The organism is Limosilactobacillus oris DSM 4864, assembly GCF_001434465.1.
In the GTDB taxonomy this organism is placed as follows: Bacteria; Bacillota; Bacilli; order Lactobacillales; family Lactobacillaceae; genus Limosilactobacillus; species Limosilactobacillus oris.
In genome coordinates this window covers 45,671-63,598 of the sequence record NZ_AZGE01000002.1, presented here as the reverse complement: position 1 = coordinate 63,598, position 17,928 = coordinate 45,671, and the positions used below count along the sequence as shown (strand labels likewise).

At 44.1% G+C, this 17,928-nt stretch carries 18 protein-coding genes and 1 CRISPR repeat array; of the genes, 4 read left to right on the top strand and 14 right to left on the bottom strand.

Going from position 1 to position 17,928, the window contains the following annotated elements; translation table 11 throughout:
* Nucleotides 1-86: 86 nt before the first annotated feature.
* On the bottom strand, nucleotides 87-578 hold the full coding sequence (locus tag FC49_RS01800) for a MerR family transcriptional regulator (protein ID WP_003711508.1): 492 nt from the start codon (nucleotides 576-578) through the stop codon (nucleotides 87-89).
* A gap of 94 nt (nucleotides 579-672) precedes the next feature.
* Here FC49_RS01800 and FC49_RS01795 point away from each other — a divergent pair, with 94 nt between their 5' ends.
* A complete protein-coding gene (locus tag FC49_RS01795; protein WP_056983926.1) occupies nucleotides 673-1,545 on the top strand; it encodes an SDR family NAD(P)-dependent oxidoreductase in 873 nt (290 codons plus the stop codon).
* A 1-nt stretch (nucleotide 1,546) separates the two neighbouring features.
* Nucleotides 1,547-2,113 carry a sugar O-acetyltransferase gene (locus FC49_RS01790; RefSeq protein ID WP_056983923.1) on the top strand — a complete coding sequence of 189 codons (567 nt, stop codon included), beginning with the start codon at nucleotides 1,547-1,549 and terminating at the stop codon, nucleotides 2,111-2,113.
* A gap of 199 nt (nucleotides 2,114-2,312) precedes the next feature.
* Here the strand turns inward: FC49_RS01790 and FC49_RS01785 are convergent, their stop codons facing one another.
* Entirely contained in the window at nucleotides 2,313-2,633 is a 321-nt protein-coding gene (locus tag FC49_RS01785; protein ID WP_003711511.1) for a hypothetical protein, read from the bottom strand.
* A 22-nt stretch (nucleotides 2,634-2,655) separates the two neighbouring features.
* Nucleotides 2,656-2,925, bottom strand: coding sequence for a hypothetical protein (locus FC49_RS01780; RefSeq protein WP_003711551.1), 270 nt, complete (start codon nucleotides 2,923-2,925; stop codon nucleotides 2,656-2,658).
* A 255-nt stretch (nucleotides 2,926-3,180) separates the two neighbouring features.
* Between FC49_RS01780 and FC49_RS01775 the strand changes: the two genes are divergently transcribed.
* Both FC49_RS01775 and FC49_RS10125 read left to right on the top strand, forming a co-directional pair.
* Nucleotides 3,181-4,047, top strand: coding sequence for a hypothetical protein (locus tag FC49_RS01775; protein WP_235804860.1), 867 nt, complete (start codon nucleotides 3,181-3,183; stop codon nucleotides 4,045-4,047).
* 37 nt (nucleotides 4,048-4,084) lie between these two features.
* Nucleotides 4,085-4,315 (top strand): hypothetical protein, encoded by a 231-nt coding sequence (locus tag FC49_RS10125; RefSeq protein WP_235804859.1) that lies wholly within the window; start codon nucleotides 4,085-4,087, stop codon nucleotides 4,313-4,315.
* A 110-nt stretch (nucleotides 4,316-4,425) separates the two neighbouring features.
* Here the strand turns inward: FC49_RS10125 and FC49_RS01770 are convergent, their stop codons facing one another.
* From FC49_RS01770 to FC49_RS09720, 11 genes are all read right to left on the bottom strand, one after another.
* Nucleotides 4,426-4,944 (bottom strand): ClbS/DfsB family four-helix bundle protein, encoded by a 519-nt coding sequence (locus FC49_RS01770; protein ID WP_003711546.1) that lies wholly within the window; start codon nucleotides 4,942-4,944, stop codon nucleotides 4,426-4,428.
* 471 nt (nucleotides 4,945-5,415) lie between these two features.
* A CRISPR array of direct repeats spans nucleotides 5,416-6,176; the repeat unit is 28 nt; unit sequence GGATCACCCCCACGTACATGGGGAATAC.
* A gap of 29 nt (nucleotides 6,177-6,205) precedes the next feature.
* Nucleotides 6,206-7,078, bottom strand: coding sequence for a type I-E CRISPR-associated endoribonuclease Cas2e (cas2e, locus tag FC49_RS01765; RefSeq protein ID WP_081453967.1), 873 nt, complete (start codon nucleotides 7,076-7,078; stop codon nucleotides 6,206-6,208).
* Nucleotides 7,075-8,025, bottom strand: a complete 951-nt coding sequence (cas1e, locus tag FC49_RS01760) for a type I-E CRISPR-associated endonuclease Cas1e (protein ID WP_003711509.1) — start codon at nucleotides 8,023-8,025, stop codon at nucleotides 7,075-7,077. The genes cas2e and cas1e overlap by 4 nt, the downstream gene beginning before the upstream one ends.
* A 2-nt stretch (nucleotides 8,026-8,027) precedes the next feature.
* Nucleotides 8,028-8,657, bottom strand: a complete 630-nt coding sequence (gene cas6e, locus FC49_RS01755) for a type I-E CRISPR-associated protein Cas6/Cse3/CasE (protein WP_003711544.1) — start codon at nucleotides 8,655-8,657, stop codon at nucleotides 8,028-8,030.
* 3 nt (nucleotides 8,658-8,660) lie between these two features.
* The gene (gene cas5e, locus FC49_RS01750) at nucleotides 8,661-9,371 is read right to left on the bottom strand and encodes a type I-E CRISPR-associated protein Cas5/CasD (RefSeq protein WP_056983921.1); all 711 of its coding nucleotides are present in this window, start codon (nucleotides 9,369-9,371) and stop codon (nucleotides 8,661-8,663) included.
* Nucleotides 9,352-10,443 (bottom strand): type I-E CRISPR-associated protein Cas7/Cse4/CasC, encoded by a 1,092-nt coding sequence (cas7e, locus tag FC49_RS01745; protein ID WP_003711524.1) that lies wholly within the window; start codon nucleotides 10,441-10,443, stop codon nucleotides 9,352-9,354. The genes cas5e and cas7e overlap by 20 nt, the downstream gene beginning before the upstream one ends.
* 2 nt (nucleotides 10,444-10,445) lie before the next feature.
* Entirely contained in the window at nucleotides 10,446-11,033 is a 588-nt protein-coding gene (casB, locus tag FC49_RS01740; protein WP_003711530.1) for a type I-E CRISPR-associated protein Cse2/CasB, read from the bottom strand.
* A complete protein-coding gene (locus FC49_RS01735) occupies nucleotides 11,033-12,763 on the bottom strand; it encodes a type I-E CRISPR-associated protein Cse1/CasA (protein ID WP_056983919.1) in 1,731 nt (576 codons plus the stop codon). Before FC49_RS01735 ends, casB begins: the two co-directional genes overlap by 1 nt.
* On the bottom strand, nucleotides 12,756-15,482 hold the full coding sequence (locus FC49_RS01730) for a CRISPR-associated helicase/endonuclease Cas3 (RefSeq protein ID WP_056983917.1): 2,727 nt from the start codon (nucleotides 15,480-15,482) through the stop codon (nucleotides 12,756-12,758). Before FC49_RS01730 ends, FC49_RS01735 begins: the two co-directional genes overlap by 8 nt.
* 1,435 nt (nucleotides 15,483-16,917) lie before the next feature.
* Nucleotides 16,918-17,403: a hypothetical protein gene (locus FC49_RS01720; RefSeq protein WP_056983913.1), complete on the bottom strand. Its 486-nt coding sequence runs from the start codon at nucleotides 17,401-17,403 to the stop codon at nucleotides 16,918-16,920.
* Nucleotides 17,404-17,581: 178 nt separating this feature from the next.
* Nucleotides 17,582-17,917, bottom strand: a complete 336-nt coding sequence (locus tag FC49_RS09720; RefSeq protein WP_082603548.1) for a type II toxin-antitoxin system PemK/MazF family toxin — start codon at nucleotides 17,915-17,917, stop codon at nucleotides 17,582-17,584.
* Nucleotides 17,918-17,928 lie beyond the last annotated feature (11 nt).

Genomic DNA, 17,928 nt, shown 5'->3' with positions numbered 1-17,928 from the left:
AATTTCCCAGGAAATAAAACACTAGCTAGTCTTGACGACGGATTATACTTCCCGCTTCCAACACGAATGCCGGCAGACAGGATAGTTTATTTTTGCCCCAATTTAATTAGCTCGTCGATATCGTGACATTTGGCAAGCGCGGCCCGATACTGTTCTTGAATATCGGGTGCCACCCGCTCACCTTCGTCAGTCTCAACCGTGTGGATCCTCTCCGTCCCAGCTTCTACGGCGGTCTTAAAATACCACATCTTATAGTGGAGGAAGGCGAGTTGTTCCTGTAATTCCGCAATCTGCTTGGTTACCGCCGCTTCTTCTTTTGCTAGGAGGTCATAGCGAGCATCCAGGGTAACGTCCCCGGCCATACAGAGTTCGATGAAATGGCGGATTTCACTAATAGTCATCCCACACTTCTTCATACATTCAATAACTTCCAGGAAGTTCAGGTCATTGTCCTTGAAACTACGCCGCCCGGCTTCATCCCGGTCGACAAACGGCAGTAACCCCTTCTTATCGTAAAAGCGGAGGGTCGACGTCGGCACAGCTAACTTTTCTGCAACCTGACCAATTGAATAGCGCATTTAAAAATCCCCTTTCCCTGTTGACTTAAACTATAGTTTAACTCGTATCATAACATATGAAATTCGAAACTAAAGAGTTGAAAGGAAGAGTTTAATGATGAAAAAGACATGGTTAGTAACTGGAACCCACACCGGATTTGGTAAGGAGTTAGCAACCCAGTTGGCCCAACGCGACGACGTTAACCTAGTCGCCACTTCCCGGAAATTCGGCCAACTAGACTACCTCGACCAATACAACCACGGCCAGATTGCCAAGGTCATCTTAGACGTCACCAACCACGAACAAGTTGTAAATGCGGCTAAAGACGCCGTAACCGCATTCGGCACGGTTGACGTATTGGTCAACAATGCTGGTCTCGGCTACTTCGGAACCTTTGAGGAATCCAACCTCGCTGACGTTAAGTATATGTTTGACGTCAACGTTTGGGGATTAGTAGATATTACCCGGGAAATATTGCCGATTATGCGCAAGCAAAAGTCCGGTGTAATCGTCAATTTTTCTTCCATCGGCGGCCTATATTCATTCCCAACCCTTGCCTTCTACCACGGAACTAAATATGCCGTGGAAGGGATTACCGAATCAATTGCCAAGGAAGTTAAGGACCTCGGGATCAAGACGATGCTGGTTGAACCGAGCGGCTTCCGGACTGACTGGGCTGGCCGTTCCTCTAACAAGACAATGCCAACCCACGAGGACTACAACCAGTTTGGTGACTTCATTAAGCAGATGGCTGACGGCGCCCATCACGAACCCGGTGACCCGGTTAAGGCGGCCGCAATCATCATCAACCAGGTACAAAATCATCTGGATAATTTACCAGCCCGCCTGCCACTAGGGAAGGTTTCATCCGACCTGGCAATCGAAAAGTACACGGAAACTTTGCAAAACTTCAAGGACTTACGTAACCTTTCTTTATCAGCGGATTTTCCAGAAGAAAAGCAGTTAATCAGTAAGGAGCAGGCTTAAAATGACAAAAAGCGAATTGCAAAAGTTAGAAGACGGCGAATGGTATAAGTTCAATGACCCCGCAGTGGCCGGTCGAAAGATCAACGCGGCGGCGCTTTGTCAGGAGTTTAATGCCATTCCCGAGAACGAACCGGAAAAGCAGGAAGCGAAGGCCCGGGAAATCTTTGGCTCGGCCGGGAAGAACCTGGTGGTCCACAGCCGGCTCAACGTGGATTACGGCAAGAACATCCATGTCGGCGGCAACTTCCTCGCTAACTATAACTTAACCGTCCTCGACATTGCCCCGGTTAACATTGGCAATAACGTCTGGATTGGACCGAATACGGATATTTACACCGTCAACCACCCGCTGACGGCGAAGGGCCGGCAGGAGCGGTTGGCAATCGGCAAGCCGGTCACCATCGGCAACGATGTCTGGATTGGTGGTCACAGTACCATCTGCCCTGGAGTAACGATTGGTGACGGGGCCGTGATTGCTGCCGGCTCGGTGGTTACCAAGGATGTCCCAGCGAATGTCGTCGTGGGCGGTGGTCCGGCGAAGGTCATTAAACGGATTGACCAGGATTGAGCTTTCCTAGCATCTAAAACATACAAGTGGAACAATGCGAAGTCAATTTAAAGGGAGAAAAAACACCAAAAATCGGCTGACGAGCTGATTTTTGGTGTTTATCTTTCGACGCGAAACTAGCCCTATTTGGTGTTGGCCAAATGCTAATTTATCAGCGTTTGACCAACACCCAGCTCCTGCGCTATTGAATTTTACAATGCTAGCAAATTTTCTCAATAATGCGCTCAACATCGTGGCTAAAGGAGCTCTTCTGCAATTTGCTGCTAATAAAGTAAACCGTAGCCTGCTCATTTGCGACTGTAAAAGCAAGTCTGGCGGAACCAATTTTCCCTAGATTGAGACGAAATTCATATACCGGGCAGCCATTGACCCGGTGCCTGCTGGCGAGCTTAACCTTGCTCATCCCCGTCAGTCGTTCCTGGTCGATTGCGGCCGTTATCCGGCTTTTAATTAAGTCAGTTTGCTGAACATGCTTTTTGAAAAAGTTTTTACAGCCCGCCTGATAAAAATTAACTTCCATTTAACTTGCTCCCCTTAGTAATTCATAACTGTTCGTGGCTGATATAGAGCTGGTGGCTGCGCGGAAATTCCCGTTTAAAGGCAGCCATCAGTTGGTGTTTGGCAACACTGGTGGGATACGTTACTGTTTGGTCGACGTAGCCCTGCTCAGTAAGGGTCAGTTGACCGTTCGTCCTGGTAATCGTCAGGGAACGGTCCTTTTTATTTGTGAGTAAGGTAACTCGCTGATTGGTTTTTACTTTTACAAGCCGTTTCAGCTCTGTCTGGGCCTGTTTAACCGGAATTTGCCGCATCTAAAATCACCGCTTTTTGAATAGCATATACCTTTTTTGCGGAGCTGAACGAAAAATTTGAATTTTACACATAGCAGCTAAGACGAAAAGCTACACGCTCCGCCCACCAGCGGTTGCTGAAAAAGCAACGTTACCAACAGCGCGTTCAAAAACATCGCAATAAGCATCGTGGACACTAAATAAAGGAAGTATAATTATTGCAAAGATAGTTATACTTCCTTTAACTATTTCAACTCACTAAGGGAGGGGACCTCCATGGAGAATCAGCAAAGTAGTTTGTTGCAGAGTTTTGGTCAGCCGCAAAAAGCAGTAATCTGGTTTGGAAATCCTTATATGCCCTGGCACGACAGCCAGATTCCTGGTGGCAAGTGGGGACAGGAATTGACGATTAATATCGACGGCAGCTGCACTTCTCGGTCACTGGTCTTTAACGATTACCAGCGCCGGCCGATTGCTGGACAACCCACTGAGTATTTTCAGGTTGCGCCCGCGAAGGCCGCATCTTTCTTAAAACGCATTTTGGTATTGCTCAATTACTTTGGCAGCCGCTCGGACGGTAGCAATCCTAGTTCCACGCTTTCTACCACCATCTGGAGTGGTGACGGTGACTCCTGGACTTTTAATGATTACCCAACCGATGAGCCGGTAATCAACCAGCTAGCAATGGAAATCCGTGATTGCTTAAACCGCGCCGACTTGATGGCTCTCGACGGTAATGGCCGCGAGGACTTCATTGAAGAATTCGTGGTCAACTATGAGGAAGACGACGGGTACCAGGAACAGCTAGTGCTAACGCGCGTGCCTAATGCGGTGACTTACCGCCGCCAATTTGCCGACGGACCGGTAGTCACCACGACCTTCCAGTGGCCCGAAAGTGAGCTGCCGTTGCTTGACCGTCTTAATCCGGTTGATTTTACGGCTACTATTCCGGGTATCCCGGCCAATGCAGCGGAGGATAATGGGCAACTGGGGCATTTTAACTGCCTGATTAAGCGGCGAATATTACCGGCTGTTAGGTTTAGCGGGGACTACGAGCGCTATTGTCTCCCTGCGCCTTGGGCTGATTTGATGCATACGATTGACGAGCTGCTGGATATTCCAAACTGGTGCCCTGTTAAATAGCAATTATTACACGCGGAGGCGGCGCTGCCTGGATGAGGTGATTTACATCGGCGTTAAGTTCTTCGAGGACGGCCGTGAGTATAACTACTTGACTGATGATGACACGATCCGACCAGGGGATAGTGTCCTAGTGCCAGTCGGCGAGGGTGATAGCGAACAAGAACTGACGGTCACGAGTAAGCATTATTATAAACGCAGCGAGGTTCCCTACCCCCTGGATAAAGTTAAACGGGTAATTAAGAAGGTTGACGAAGAAGAGAAGCAGTGACACAAATAAGACACCTGATACTCAACCTAATAAAGCTGAATGTCAGGTGTTTTTAATATGGGGGATTGTAGGTGTTCACACTTAATAACGATTCATGAAACTTTTAAAATTTATAGCGCTAGTTTCTTCCACTTTCTGATTTTAGTTCGAAAAGTTCCAAAAGGCGCAACAGTATTTACATGAATAAACTTATATACCTCCCAAACCGCTGTTTTAGTTGCTTCATCGGCCCACTTTCGCATATGAGGCTTAAATAATTCTTCCTCGCTCAGTGAGTCGATCATTGCATAGATAGAATTAATATTTTCATTTAATTTTATTTTCAATTCTTGCAGGGATAAATGTGAGTAGGTGTCCGTAAACCACTGATATAGCTCACCCAGTTGATTCCATTTGAATTTATCTGATGGTGTTTTAACCTGGAGACCCATCCGTTCGTCTTCTTCCCATTTGAGGACGAGGGTCGTCCACCCCACTTGATAAGCAAGATTTTCTGCTGGCGTTCTATCAACTTCGGTGACCCGTTTATCCTTCATAGCTTCTGGAATGTTTTCAAATTCAGAAATATATTTTCCGAATGACTTATTAATTTCACTTTTGAGTTCTTCCTTATTTTTGTATTCTCTCAAAAAGGTCACCTCCTGGTCTTCTAATTCCTATTTAAAACAGTGGGGCTCTCTAATATAAATACAGGATTATTATCCCTTATTCAAGAAAAATTGCTGATAATCCTTAATGTAAATATGGGGCTGCTCTTTAAAAAATAGCAAAGCCACTACTACAACGCCTTTTTCTGGCACTGCAATAGTGGCGCAAATTAAGGAAATACGTACTCCTTGATATATCAACGCAACTGAATACTATCAAAGAAAGTACTAATAGTAAATTGCCCCCACAAGTATGGGGAATACGCTTGGATATCCATCTCATTGAATATCGTTTCAGGATCACCCCCATACACATGGGGAATACCAAAAGTTAATGGTTGTATTATACAACATACCGTACGAGAAATGCGATAGCTTAGCCCTACGTATATGGGATCCACCCACATACATGGGGAATACGGCCGCCGATCGTCCCGCCAAGTAGTTTGTCCGGGATCACCCCCATTTACATGGGGAATACGGTGGAAAGGCCGGTCCAGCGCTTTCTAAAATGGGATCACCCCCACATACATGGGGAATACTTCTGCTAGTAAGTCCTTGGTATGAGCTAAATGGGATCACCCCCACGTACATGGGGAATACTATCGACCATCCCTGTCAGGCGTAGAAAATACAGGATCACCCCCACGTACATGGGGAATACCAGTAGAAACTGTGCTTAAACGAAAGGGGGTTAGGATCACCCCCACGTACATGGGGAATACAACATCCATGTGGTCCTTGTAACCGTCGAATTCGGATCACCCCCACGTACATGGGGAATACTGATTCGGCCTAACCCAATTGGCTGCGGCACTAGGATCACCCCCACGTACATGGGGAATACAGCACGTTAAGCAAACACTCGTTCACGAACTGGGGATCACCCCCACGTACATGGGGAATACTATAAAGTTCAGGACGCCCTAAGGCGCCTAAAAGGGATCACCCCCACGTACATGGGGAATACAAAAGAGGGGAATATGAAATTCGATAAAGGTGAGGATCACCCCCACGTACATGGGGAATACCACAAGTATTTAAGGGAGGACTAACCATGTCAGGGATCACCCCCACGTACATGGGGAATACTTTCTGTACCATCTTTCTTGGGCACCATGACAGGGATCACCCCCACGTACATGGGGAATACAAACGTACACCCTGCATTTACAGGTTCACCGAGGGATCACCCCCACGTACATGGGGAATACACTAAAAGATCCCTGATGGGCCGCGGTTTTTATATTCGAAAGCCGTAAATTTTAATGAGTTTATCAACTAGCTCCATAGTCGCTGTTGCATCCGCTAATGAATTGTGTGGTTGCTCATTTTTAACGCCATACTTGGCTAGGACAGTTGTTAAATGATAATTATCGCAAAACTTATCAGTCGTCTTAACATATGGCAACACATCTACCATCTTATTATTAAACTGAACAATGCCCGTTCTAATAACTGCAGTTTGCAAAAAGCGTTCATCAAAAAGTAAGTTATAACCAACAATTGGCAGGCCCTTCGTAAAGGCCTGCAAGTCTATCAATGCTTCCTTAACTAACACGCCTTCCGCAGCTAAACGCTCATTATTTAATCCAGTCATGCGGGCAATATCCACCGGCACTTTCTTGCCCGATTCCAGCTTTACTAACCGATAAAAAGTTGTCGTGTGCCCAGCTACTCGTTTCACCGCTCCAATTGAAATAATCTGCGCAGAGGATGGATTCAATCCACTTGTTTCCAAATCTAAGCTAACAAAGTCTAATCCCTTAATCTTCGGGTGACTAAATTTTTTAGCCTGATGATACTTATAAGCATTACTAAAACCATGCTTAGTTGTTTGAGTTTGGAACAGGGATTTGACGAGTGGAATTCCATCCGCATCAATCACTTCTTTATCCTTGCGCGTTGTGCGAAACATATAGCCAAGTTCATTATTAGTATTATAGACAAGTGTTGCTTCACCCTGGCCAATATTCTTAACGATCCGTTCCCATAATCGCTCACGAACCCGTGCATTGACATTACCGACGTAAACCCCTGTCTGGATTTGTTGGCACCACTTGGTTAAATCTCCTCGTAAAGCTGCTGGCACTTTCGTTAATGCTATAACAATCAGTTTTGCTCATCCTCACTATCAAACTCATGATACTGAACACCAAACTCTTGCAACCCCTGGCGATCGTCCCACAGGTGCATTGTTTCCGCTGTTACCTCGTCATCAATCTCTAGCAAAAATTTCAAATCTTTCACCATTTGAACCACTAATTTCCCATTAGCAAACGCATCCCGCATTCCCCGACGAGTCCAGTCCGCAATGTCATTATTCCCATGCTTAGCTGTCATCCGAAAAGCTACCGGAATTGAATATTGCGCCTTATACAAATCCGCAAAGTCATAAACGAATGACAGATCGTGCCCAGTGTGGACAAAGCCTAACCCGGGCGAAGCGCCTAAAGCAACGATCACACTACAACACAAGCCATAGAGGGCCTGGTGAGCTGCTGTCAATGCCTTATTAATCGGTGTCGACGCATTAAAATCATCAACTTTGTATTCCCGTTTCTCCCAGGCAACGCCGGTTTTCTTTGACTGCTCCGCATATACCCGACGAACCCGTGCTCCTTCTTTTCCTCGTAACTGTTGCATTGTTAGCTTGGAAACGTCTTCACCGGGAAAACGCATTTGATACATCTTCCGTGCCACCATCACACGTGACCGTCGATTGGAGACCAATTTGGCTTGCTGCTCTAGGAAACGAGCGGAGTGACCTAGGGAGCGGCCATGAGCATACTGCCGAACCCCATGTTCACCGACCCACACTACTGATACTCCAGAATCACCAATTAATTCCATTGCTCGGTGAGTAATATCAACTCCCGGTCCAAGTAGTAAAACACTAACCATTGCTGCCGGAATATAAACAGTTCCCCGTTGGTCTACAACTGTGACCGCACTGTCTTGGCGGTTAAGCCGAGCGTGTTCTAAATATAAAAAGGTAATTCGATCCTGAACGCGGCCTAGCTCGCCTAATTCCGTTTTAGGGGCTCCATAATTACTAACCATTATTACTTCCTCAAGGGGATTACTGTGAGCATCCCCATTCCATACGCTTTTTCGCGGCCAATTCCATGGGTTAACGCATCCTTAAACTTATTTACATCAGTAACACGTAAAACACCCTCAAAAGAGACCCGACTTATTTTTACCTGCCGTTGATGATACAGAACCGGCCAATCTCGACTAATCGGATCAAAGGCATTACTACCATCTGAATTCTTCATAATTTCAAAACCGTTTGCAGCAGCTTTTCGTAGTAGCCAATTTTTTTGTTGATCAACAGTAATGTGGGGGTATACTTTTCCATCAGTCCGGTATGTCGGGTTAGCCGTCAACCGAAACTGCATTACCTCTCCTAACGTAATCTTTTCTAGGAACGGCTGATATTTTTTAACCATCGCGGTCCCAGCAACACCATACCTTAACATTCCTGTCGCCTCTGGCTTATCCTCGCTCACAATGAGCAAATAACGTTTACCATGTAACTGATCAATTCGCCACAAATGGCGACGTCGTTCATGCTGAGCAATTTCACTTGGAAAACAATTCTCAACCCAGTTATGGTAAGCACCTAAATGGCTTAAATCGTTAATTTTACGACGATTCCGATCATCAATTTCTACCCGTGATATATACATAGATCATCCCTCTAGATTTGCCATTATGTCATGGCTGGTATCCTGACCATGATACTGTCTGTTTTCCAATTCGACATCCATACTAATAATTGTCCGATACGAGTGCCATCGGTGATCCTGACTAAAACTACCGACATTATCTTTCACGAACGTTGTTAAATTTGCTTTTGCTAAGTCAGCATCTGCAATTATTTCTGCTACATATTTTGGCTGCCGCTGCTGTCGTTGATACCATTTAGCAGCCTGCCATTCATATTGTCTAAGTACAACTGCAGGGTTCTCCTCATCAAAAACCTGCGTTACCAATAGTCCTGCTGGTACATTCGCCCGCCGCCCTAGAAATAGTTGAAATTTAGGGTGGTGGAGTGCTGTTTCAATCAATTTAATTTGCTGGTCTTCACCCGCGACTGCGACAACAAAAACCGCGTCTTGTAAGTAATCACGGTAGGACAAGCTTCGTTTACCGTTTTTCTGGTTATACTCGATCGTTTGAAAATCAGTTAAGGTCCGTCCTGGCTGGTCAATCCGAACCGCCATTTTTAACTCATTTAACCGTTTGATTCGCAAGTCTCCCCGTCGGTAACCCAGCGCGGCGGCAATTAAACCGATAACTGCGCTTTTAGAGGGGTAGTGATAACTTGTTCGCCGACTAAAAGTTGCTTCGTTACCATACGATTGTAGTGGCCCCGTCAGCTTAATCGTTAAGGTTTTCATCGCTAACCCTCGTTTCAATGACTTCGGTAACCTTACTTACTAAGTCATCAACATCAGTCGCTTTCGTATTGATTTTTGATTCTTTATTCGTCACCACAACACTAGCAAGCGGCGTTTGAACAAATTGCTGGGTATCTTGATATTCTTTTTCTAGCTGCTTCACTGATGGTTGTAAGTAGCCATGACGGGACTGAACCGGTTCTTCAAATGCGGAGACAAGGTTAACTGGCGTATCTTCCCGCACCGTTACCAGAACGTATTGTGGCACCGTCTTATTGGCAAAACTGTTTTGCTTCCCTGTCGGCATGGATAGAACAAAATCCTTCACAAAAAGTTGAAGCCCTTTAACCGCCGTATCGACATCTCCGAGATTGTGAACTAACTCATTGACGTTAACGTTAGCATACCGGTACAGTGTAGCCGAGTCATATTCAATCGTCCCAATCATTGCCGAACCAGATTCATCATCTGCCTTTTCATCATCAACTGCCGTGTAGTAGTCATACTCAGGGACAATTTCATGAGTCGAAATAGCATGGGCAACCTGACAAGCAGCGTCAACGTTTAACGACGGATCATCAGCAACCATGCGGCCAAAAAGCGCCATGTCCAATGAGTGGTTACCCTGGAGGACTTCTTTTACCGCCTTGCTATCCAGCTCCGAGTTTTGGAGAACATATTCAGCTAGTTTTTCAATCTGCCCATGACTCAACATCAACAATGCCTTCGTCTGATTGGTCTTCTTATCAAGTTTAATTTTAGCCTTATTGAAGACCGCAACAGCTTGTTCCATTGCCTCATCTGACGACAGGTTCGAGTCCTGCTTTTGCAATTCATTTGCTAACAACAGCGGGCCCCGCATTGTCCGGATACCGGCTAGCCATTCCGCATCCGCGCTTTGGTCCTTAAACAACATCCTGACTGCGCGTTTCCAGCTTTGCGAAGAAACCCGTGACCGGACTACGCCCCCGTAATATGCTGTTTTCGGTGCACCGGTATCGTCTCGGTTGATGTTTGATGAAGGGACCGATTGTAAAACATTGATATCAACATATAAATTAGGCTTGTTCATAGTTATTCTCCTTTTTCAGCTACTTGCTTTCCCGACTGCCAGTAATATTGCTGCCCCCACTTTAAGCTAACCTCGCGGGCGCTCTCATTACTAAATTGAAGGTAGTAGAAATCTTGCCCAAGTTGAGCAAAGTTTATCACCTCTTGCGATGAGCGACTCTTTAAGATTGAGGTAAGATGGCCAACCGCGTTAATGACACTACCAGGGTTAGTATTCCCGAGAACGTTTTGCACCCGACGATCAATTGCCGCGCGGGTTGTTGGATCTTTACGCAGCTCAGCTAGGGCTTTAAAAAGCGGCTTCCCGCCATGGCCCTTGTCCGCATATCCACAGCTGGCTTGATTCCCCTGCTGGTAAACAGCGTAACAATGTAAGGCTGCAAAAACTGCCCGTTCAGCTGATGTTGGTCGTCCAGTTTTACTTAGGTCATTCTTTGCCAAAGCATCCAATAGTAGTGGCCACACTACCGTTGCTTTTTTGTTCAAGACATCATTGGTATTTCGCAGTGCTGCTAACACCGCCTTGTTTGGGTTACCATTCCCCCAAATTTGATGAATAATTCGGCTTGTAACAGTTTCAATCCGCGCCATTAGCTCTTTCCTCCTTCGATTCCCAGCACCTTGTTGACAGAAGCCCTAAAGATCCGGTAATAGGTAAATATATTGTGCTGGTCACCATCAGCATTTTTTACCCTTCCCCGAATATCCTGCGGAGTTGCTGAGTTTAATAATTCATCAGCCGTTTGCACGGCGACCTGTTTAGCCGTCCGTTTCCAAAGGTTAACTTTCTCATCACGTTCGTCATTATTGGTCAAACCAGCCAACCATTCTCGGAAGGGCCGGTTTAGCCGTTCGTAAAAGCGAGCTGACACTCGATTGGCAAACGCACCATCATCCTTCACACCGCGAAGTTCCATAATGTGATTTGCAAAGTACCAGACAAGTGCACCAACTTTTTCAGTCATTTCAACAGTGTCCTCAATCCGTTTCGGCCACTGAAGGCGTTTTTCCGGGTTGGGATCAAACAAAACATCTGCGTTAATCTGCATTTCATCAGCGAATTCGGCAGCGGGTGATTGGGATGTTGCGTTACCATCGTTAATCAAGCCTACTGTAGTGAGGCGCAAAGCTGTCTCATCTGCAATTGTTTTTTTACTTTGCAATAGATGGAGCCAAGTAACAATTCCTGGTTCGCGCTGACTGTTCTCTGCCTGTTGAACACTTATATACTGACCAAAATTGCGCCACATCGCCTTGCCTAATGAATTCAGCCAACGTAAATTGGGTTGCCACTCCTTGTCCTTTTTGTTAAATTTCCAAATTGTCATCGGTTCCAAAAAGGCTTCGTGATTATCAAGTTTCGGCAAACCCGCACTAAAAATCAACGGCTGCCCATTATCCCACTCAATATGGATCACCCGTGACCAAATTGTGTAAAGCTCAGCTAGATTCCCCGGTACAATCCCCGTGAGCCGGGCTTTAACGTACTCCTCAATTGGGAGCTCCCAAGCTAGCTGCTGGCTAATGGTTTCAATTTCTAAATCAACCCCTTGGGGAACTAACACTAAGTTCAGCATCAGCGTTTCAAAAAGATTATTCCCAGTCGCAAAAACTGGATTAAGGCCGTATAGCCAACCAGGTGAAACAGAAAATTTTTCCTTAGCAACTACTTTGGTCTTATCAGTGACCGCCGTAAAGTTTTGGTAAGTAATCAGCCAACGGGCTAACGCCGCAAGCGAAAGGTCATTTTTATGCGGTGATGTATTAGGCGAGAAAATATCCGGCTTGTTATTACTTTCCGAAATCGTCCGGTTCATCTGCTTAACCGCCACGGTTCCTTTTCCCTTAGCAACAACCTTATTTTTCGGCACCAGTGAATCGTACTGGGCCCGTGTAGCTTGGTAAAAAGGATGCTCTGAGCTTAAAAGGTCAAAGCGGTCAGCGTACTTCTGCAGGTAACGGGTCACAATCTCTGTAAAATGCTGTGCATGGTACAAGCCATTCCAAGTTTGTAGTAAGTCGTCTTTGCCACTATCTTCAAATTCATCTTCATCAAAAGACACCGGTCGCATTGATTGCTCATCAATCGTCAACCATTCATATGGTTTCCCATCAGCATTATAGCGGGAATATACCGTGGTTAAAATCGCTAATAGAAACCGTAATATTGCTAAGTCCTGCGATTTCATCTCGCCAGCAAGCTGCTGATAGTGGGCAGCGTTTGTAAATAATTGTTCTAGTGACACAGTCTGCTCAAGGTTATCTTCATCGATGACCTTGATCCAGGGCTCAGTCACCAAATTAAAACTTTTCTCACTCATTTTCTTCGTCCTTTTCATACTGCAAGCCCAATTGAGGCGAATAACTAAGCCGCCAGCCCAACAGTTCGGCGCTTAAACGTTCATCTAACGGTAAAGCAAGCATCCCCTTTAGCCATCGACTGTCTTGCCAGTTATGATAATACTTATCCGTCCGCTTCTCTAATTCATCAATTGCCTTCGCAATGTCCGGAGTTATCCGGTTAGGCAGGCGGATTACTTGTTGTGCAATTTCACTTTCGTCAACATCGGTCAAGTTTCTTCCGTCAACTAAGAAATCGCCAACCGGAGTGTGCTTAATCATTACTACCTCCAGCGTCTCCTTAATATCACGGACAGCAGCTTCTGCTGCGGCATCATCATTTGCTATTCCTTGTTGATCTCGATCCAGCCAGCCATAGAGATTCTCGTGCTCTTTAGGGACAGCAATCTGGTAAACTCTTGCTTTCCTTTTAGCTATCTTTTCAGCCTGTTCCGTCTGAGCACTTGCCTCTTCGATCTCAGAAACTTCCTTGTCAGTTACAGGGTCATAAACCGCCTGCACCAATGGTGAAATATCGGCTGGCAACTTGACAGTTTCAGGAAGAAAGTGATCAGTTTTCATCAACCAATACTTTTCGTAAATTGCTTCATTTGCATCGCCGTAATCACCAAAGGCATTAATCCCCAATACATAGGTAGTTGGCGTTGCTAGGCCGGTTGGTCGGTGAATGTCATGACGGTGTAGTCTTCCCATTCGTTGCAGAATCAAATCAACCGGTGCAATATCGGTAAACAAAACGTCAAAATCTATATCTAATGATTGCTCTAGCACCTGGGTCCCGATTACAACCAACTTTTCTGGGCGCTCAGCTCCCTTGCCGATAGCGGCTTGAAGCCGTTCTTCTAATCTAGTTCGGTCCGGTGCTAAGAAGGCGGAATGCAAGACAATTTGTGGCAGCCCCTTTGGTAATAAGCGGGAAAGTTCCTGGGCTCGTTTAACGGTATTGACGATTACTCCAGCGATACCCCCATTCTTAATGCTATCAGCTACCTTAGCTACTAACTGTTGATCATCACAATCCAAGCGAACAACTTTAACTTCCTGGGATTTAGTCGGTTTAGGGAACTGGTTGTATTGCTTTACCTCCGTTCCATCAAGGTAAGTCAATAGCGGATAAGCTTGGCTATCTCGCCAAGCATTATCCGTTTGTTCCAATTGATGACCATATTTCCCCCGATAATAGGCCTTCACTAATTCAGTTCGCTTTTCCTTCGGTAGGGTCGCAGATAGGGCAATTACTGGAATATGGTATGTACCTAACCACTGTAAAGCCCGCTTTAAATACGAGGACATGTACGTGTCGTAGGCATGGATTTCATCAATGATCACAATTTTGCCGCTAAGACCCAGGTGGCGAAGAAAAAGATGTTTCTGCTTTAAACTCATTAATAGTAAGTGATCAATTGTTCCAATCGAAAAATCTGCTAGCATTGATTTTTTACCAGAAAACCAACTGTTAACCACGACCGAATTTGGACTATCTATGTTTTGAGCGTTGGGGAGACTTTTCATTTCACGGTTAAACTGGGCTTTCCCGTGCATTAAGCGAATTGGCAGACTAACGTTCTCTTCCTTTGCTAACTTATCAACCCATTTGTCAACCCGACTAAACATCGCATTACTCGTAGCCTGCGTTGGTAGGCCCATGAATAGTCCAGATGCCCCTGTCATGAAAGCAAGTTGTTCGGCAGCAGTTAGGGCAATCTCTGTCTTACCAATTCCCATCGGCGCTTCAACAATAATAATTCCAGGATCGGCAATTTGACCAATCACTTCTGACATCAAATGTTGAACCGGTCGTGGGTTGAAATGCCAACGCTTATCATATTGCTGATCAACGTTAGAAATTATTTGAGGTGTCCAATGACCACTAATATCCCACGTAGTAATTGCCTGTTCAAAACGCTGTTCCATATCTAAATCAGTGAAGCCTTGGTCAAGACTAATTAGTGGAAACATCGGTTGGCTTTGATCAGTACCTAAGAACTCGCTGGAGGCTATCCAGTCAGCCATAATTAGCAGACCCGTTAGTAAAACTGCTTGGGGCTGCGTGATTTGTGGAACTTCCTCTAAACTGGTAAAACCAGTCACTGACAGACCATAGTCGATTAACTCCTGCTGAGTTTTTTGCCATTCTGCTTGCAAGTTTTCATTGCCATCAGATAGAAGATAATTACTAGTATATGTATTAAATTGCCGTTGGGAATCAAAAAATTCCCCAACAGTTTTACCATGGTGGGCGCCAATAATAGCACCGACAAATGTGTTCAAACCGGCGTTTTCTAAGATGGTCTCTCCAGCTAGAGCATGAGGAGATTTACTTCGTGAAGAAGGATTATATTCAGCAAGTTTTTCAAATCCACTTTGCAAGAGCTTTTCTGTCAGTTCATCGTCAAGAGCGTAATCACGATTATAAGAAGGTTTCGTTTGAAAAGCTGGAGTGGCCTTACCAATATCATGAAAATAGCCAACAAATTTAACCAGTTGTTCAATTTCAGACGCTGTTAAATCTTGTTGTAAAAGCTGACGCTGGCTGTCATTTAACCAATGGCTGTACAACCAGCTGATAACATTTTTAGTATCAACCAAGTGTGCAACTAATGGAAGCCATAGTTCTTGGCCCTCCCGATTTTCCTTCTTTGCCCACAATGAAAGTGCTTGTTTTGACAGCTTACCCATTTTATATTCCCCCATGAAAACGTTTCACTGCAATTTTAGCAAGTACAGGGGTTGAATGCAATGTGAACATTGTCATTATAATGTCTTGCAATAAGGATACGCCAGGATCACCATCTACACTCACATAGAAAATGACATAATCTGAGGCACAAAAAAGCACCTGCTGATTGCAGATGCAGAGTGAGGGCGGTTGGAATTGAACCAACACCTCCGACTACCATACGTGTCTCGACCTCTTTCAGCCGAAATTCACATCAATGTATGAAGCCTTGTTCTCCCTGTTAAACTACTGGTCCTCATTCCATATACACTTTACTTTAGCGACAAGGCCACGCTCATAATAATTAACTTTTCTGGTGCCTCCAATTTCATCATGAAAATAACCTATATGAGTATTTAGAAGTACTTTTTCCCATCGATTATGTGGTCTCCCACCTACATTAATTTGCGCTAATCGTTTACCAGAATTATTATAAAAATCAATTGAGGCTACTTCAGGGAAATACCTTTAGAACTTCCGAGTCTGGACACTGGACATGAAATCACTCCCACACACATATGGAAGTATTATTATATCCTTACAACCTGCAATTTATTGCCATAATAGTACAATATTTCAGTTACCTTGTTTCACTACTCTCAAGGTAACGACCAGGAAAAAACTATGTGAGTTCTTTAATAAAACCACTATTAATTATCCTTGAATTTAAAATTTTAAAGCAATTATTATTTTCAAAAGAAATTTCGGCACGAATAAGCCAAGATTAAATCAAATGACTTTTTATCGTTGAATCTTTTACCCCTTTATTTCGTAATGGAGCAACAAACTTATTTACCGTATCGCCATACGATAAATTCTTTAGATCTGATTCCGAAATATCATATGGCTCTTTTCCTAGAACCATTTGGAAATATAGCTTTACTGATAGGTTATATTTCTTCATAGTATTCGCGGACGTAAGTGAGTTATTCCAAGTAATAAAAACATCTTTCATCGTAATTGACATGATGATTACCTCTTTCCACTGATTTGGTTTTTATGATCACAATTTCGACTAAATTTTCTTTACGAAAAAACGAGTAATGATTGCTCACTACTCGTTTGCCTCTAATAACAGAAAAACCGTCCAGCATAAATGCTGAACGGTCGCTCAAGTCGCTAAACCATGCTATGATATAGCCACAGTGAAGTTATATTACTTCAACAATTGGGCTGATAAGTTTAGCAAAAGCGCTCCTATTCTGGTGTACTGCCATACACCACCAGCCAAGCGCAATGAAGAACTTCTCCAATCGGATCAGCTCCTATAATCAGGCTTGTGCATTGGTGGTCACCAGTGCACTTTTTTATTTTACCATCGAAATTTTCTTTATAAAACTGTCATTTTACTCAGTTTGTTTTGTGTTAATAATATTTTCTAGCTCTCTAAACGGTTCATTGTACTGTTTTAAATAATGATGGATCATCCAATGATCCAGCTGATGAACCAAATGACACTGGCATTTCTCCATCTTCAAATGGTTCACTTGCTTTATCTCGTTTTGATTCTGCTTTACTTATTAAGTTATACTTACCTGTATTATTTTCCTTCATTACACTAAGATCTTTCTTCATGGCATCAAAATGATGGCCCACACCATGGTCTTTATCCTCTTTTGAAGCTGCACTATACCCATTATTTGCAATATCATTAAGCGCTTTAGCATGTTTGCATATATCATTATAGGCATTGATATATTTTGAGTTCTTATGATGAGTAGTTAGGCCCACCCCACAAAATAATACAAAAACAATTGCGGTTACAATGGCAACTCCATACACAAAGTTGCTTTTCCCTTGCTGTTTATATACCAAGTAGGTCGCAATAGTACAAACAATTACAGCTGCCAATAATATCAAGGTCAAACTATTAAGTTCCATAGCACAATATCCTCCAAACATACATATACGACAACGACGAGGCCAATCAGCGTAGCAAATTGCGTTGGTTGGCTTCGTCGTTGTGAAACCAGTTACAAGTTTACCATAATTAATTCTTACATAGGATTAGTTTTTCATGAGCACGAAAAGTAAGTAAATTTCTTCATGCGCTAACCTATTACAAAATATTCTCCATTGTTCTTAAACGGACACGTCGAAAGTCCTCGAATGTTAAATGATCAATTGCCATTGACCTCGCTCGATCTGTCGAAAAACTGTAGATCTGTGCTGTATTAACTCGTCCATGAACATTCTTATACCCGTACAAAGGTACATAACAGTTAAAATTAGTGCCCCGAGTAGTAACTGGCAGCACAATTAATGAATGTGTGTGCTTATTGTAGGTATTCGTAGATAATACTACTGCTGGCCGAATACCCCCGATTTCATTTCCCTCCAGGGTACCAAAATCAAAGTACAACACATCGCCTTGACAATAATATTCCTTACTCATGATTATTTTCC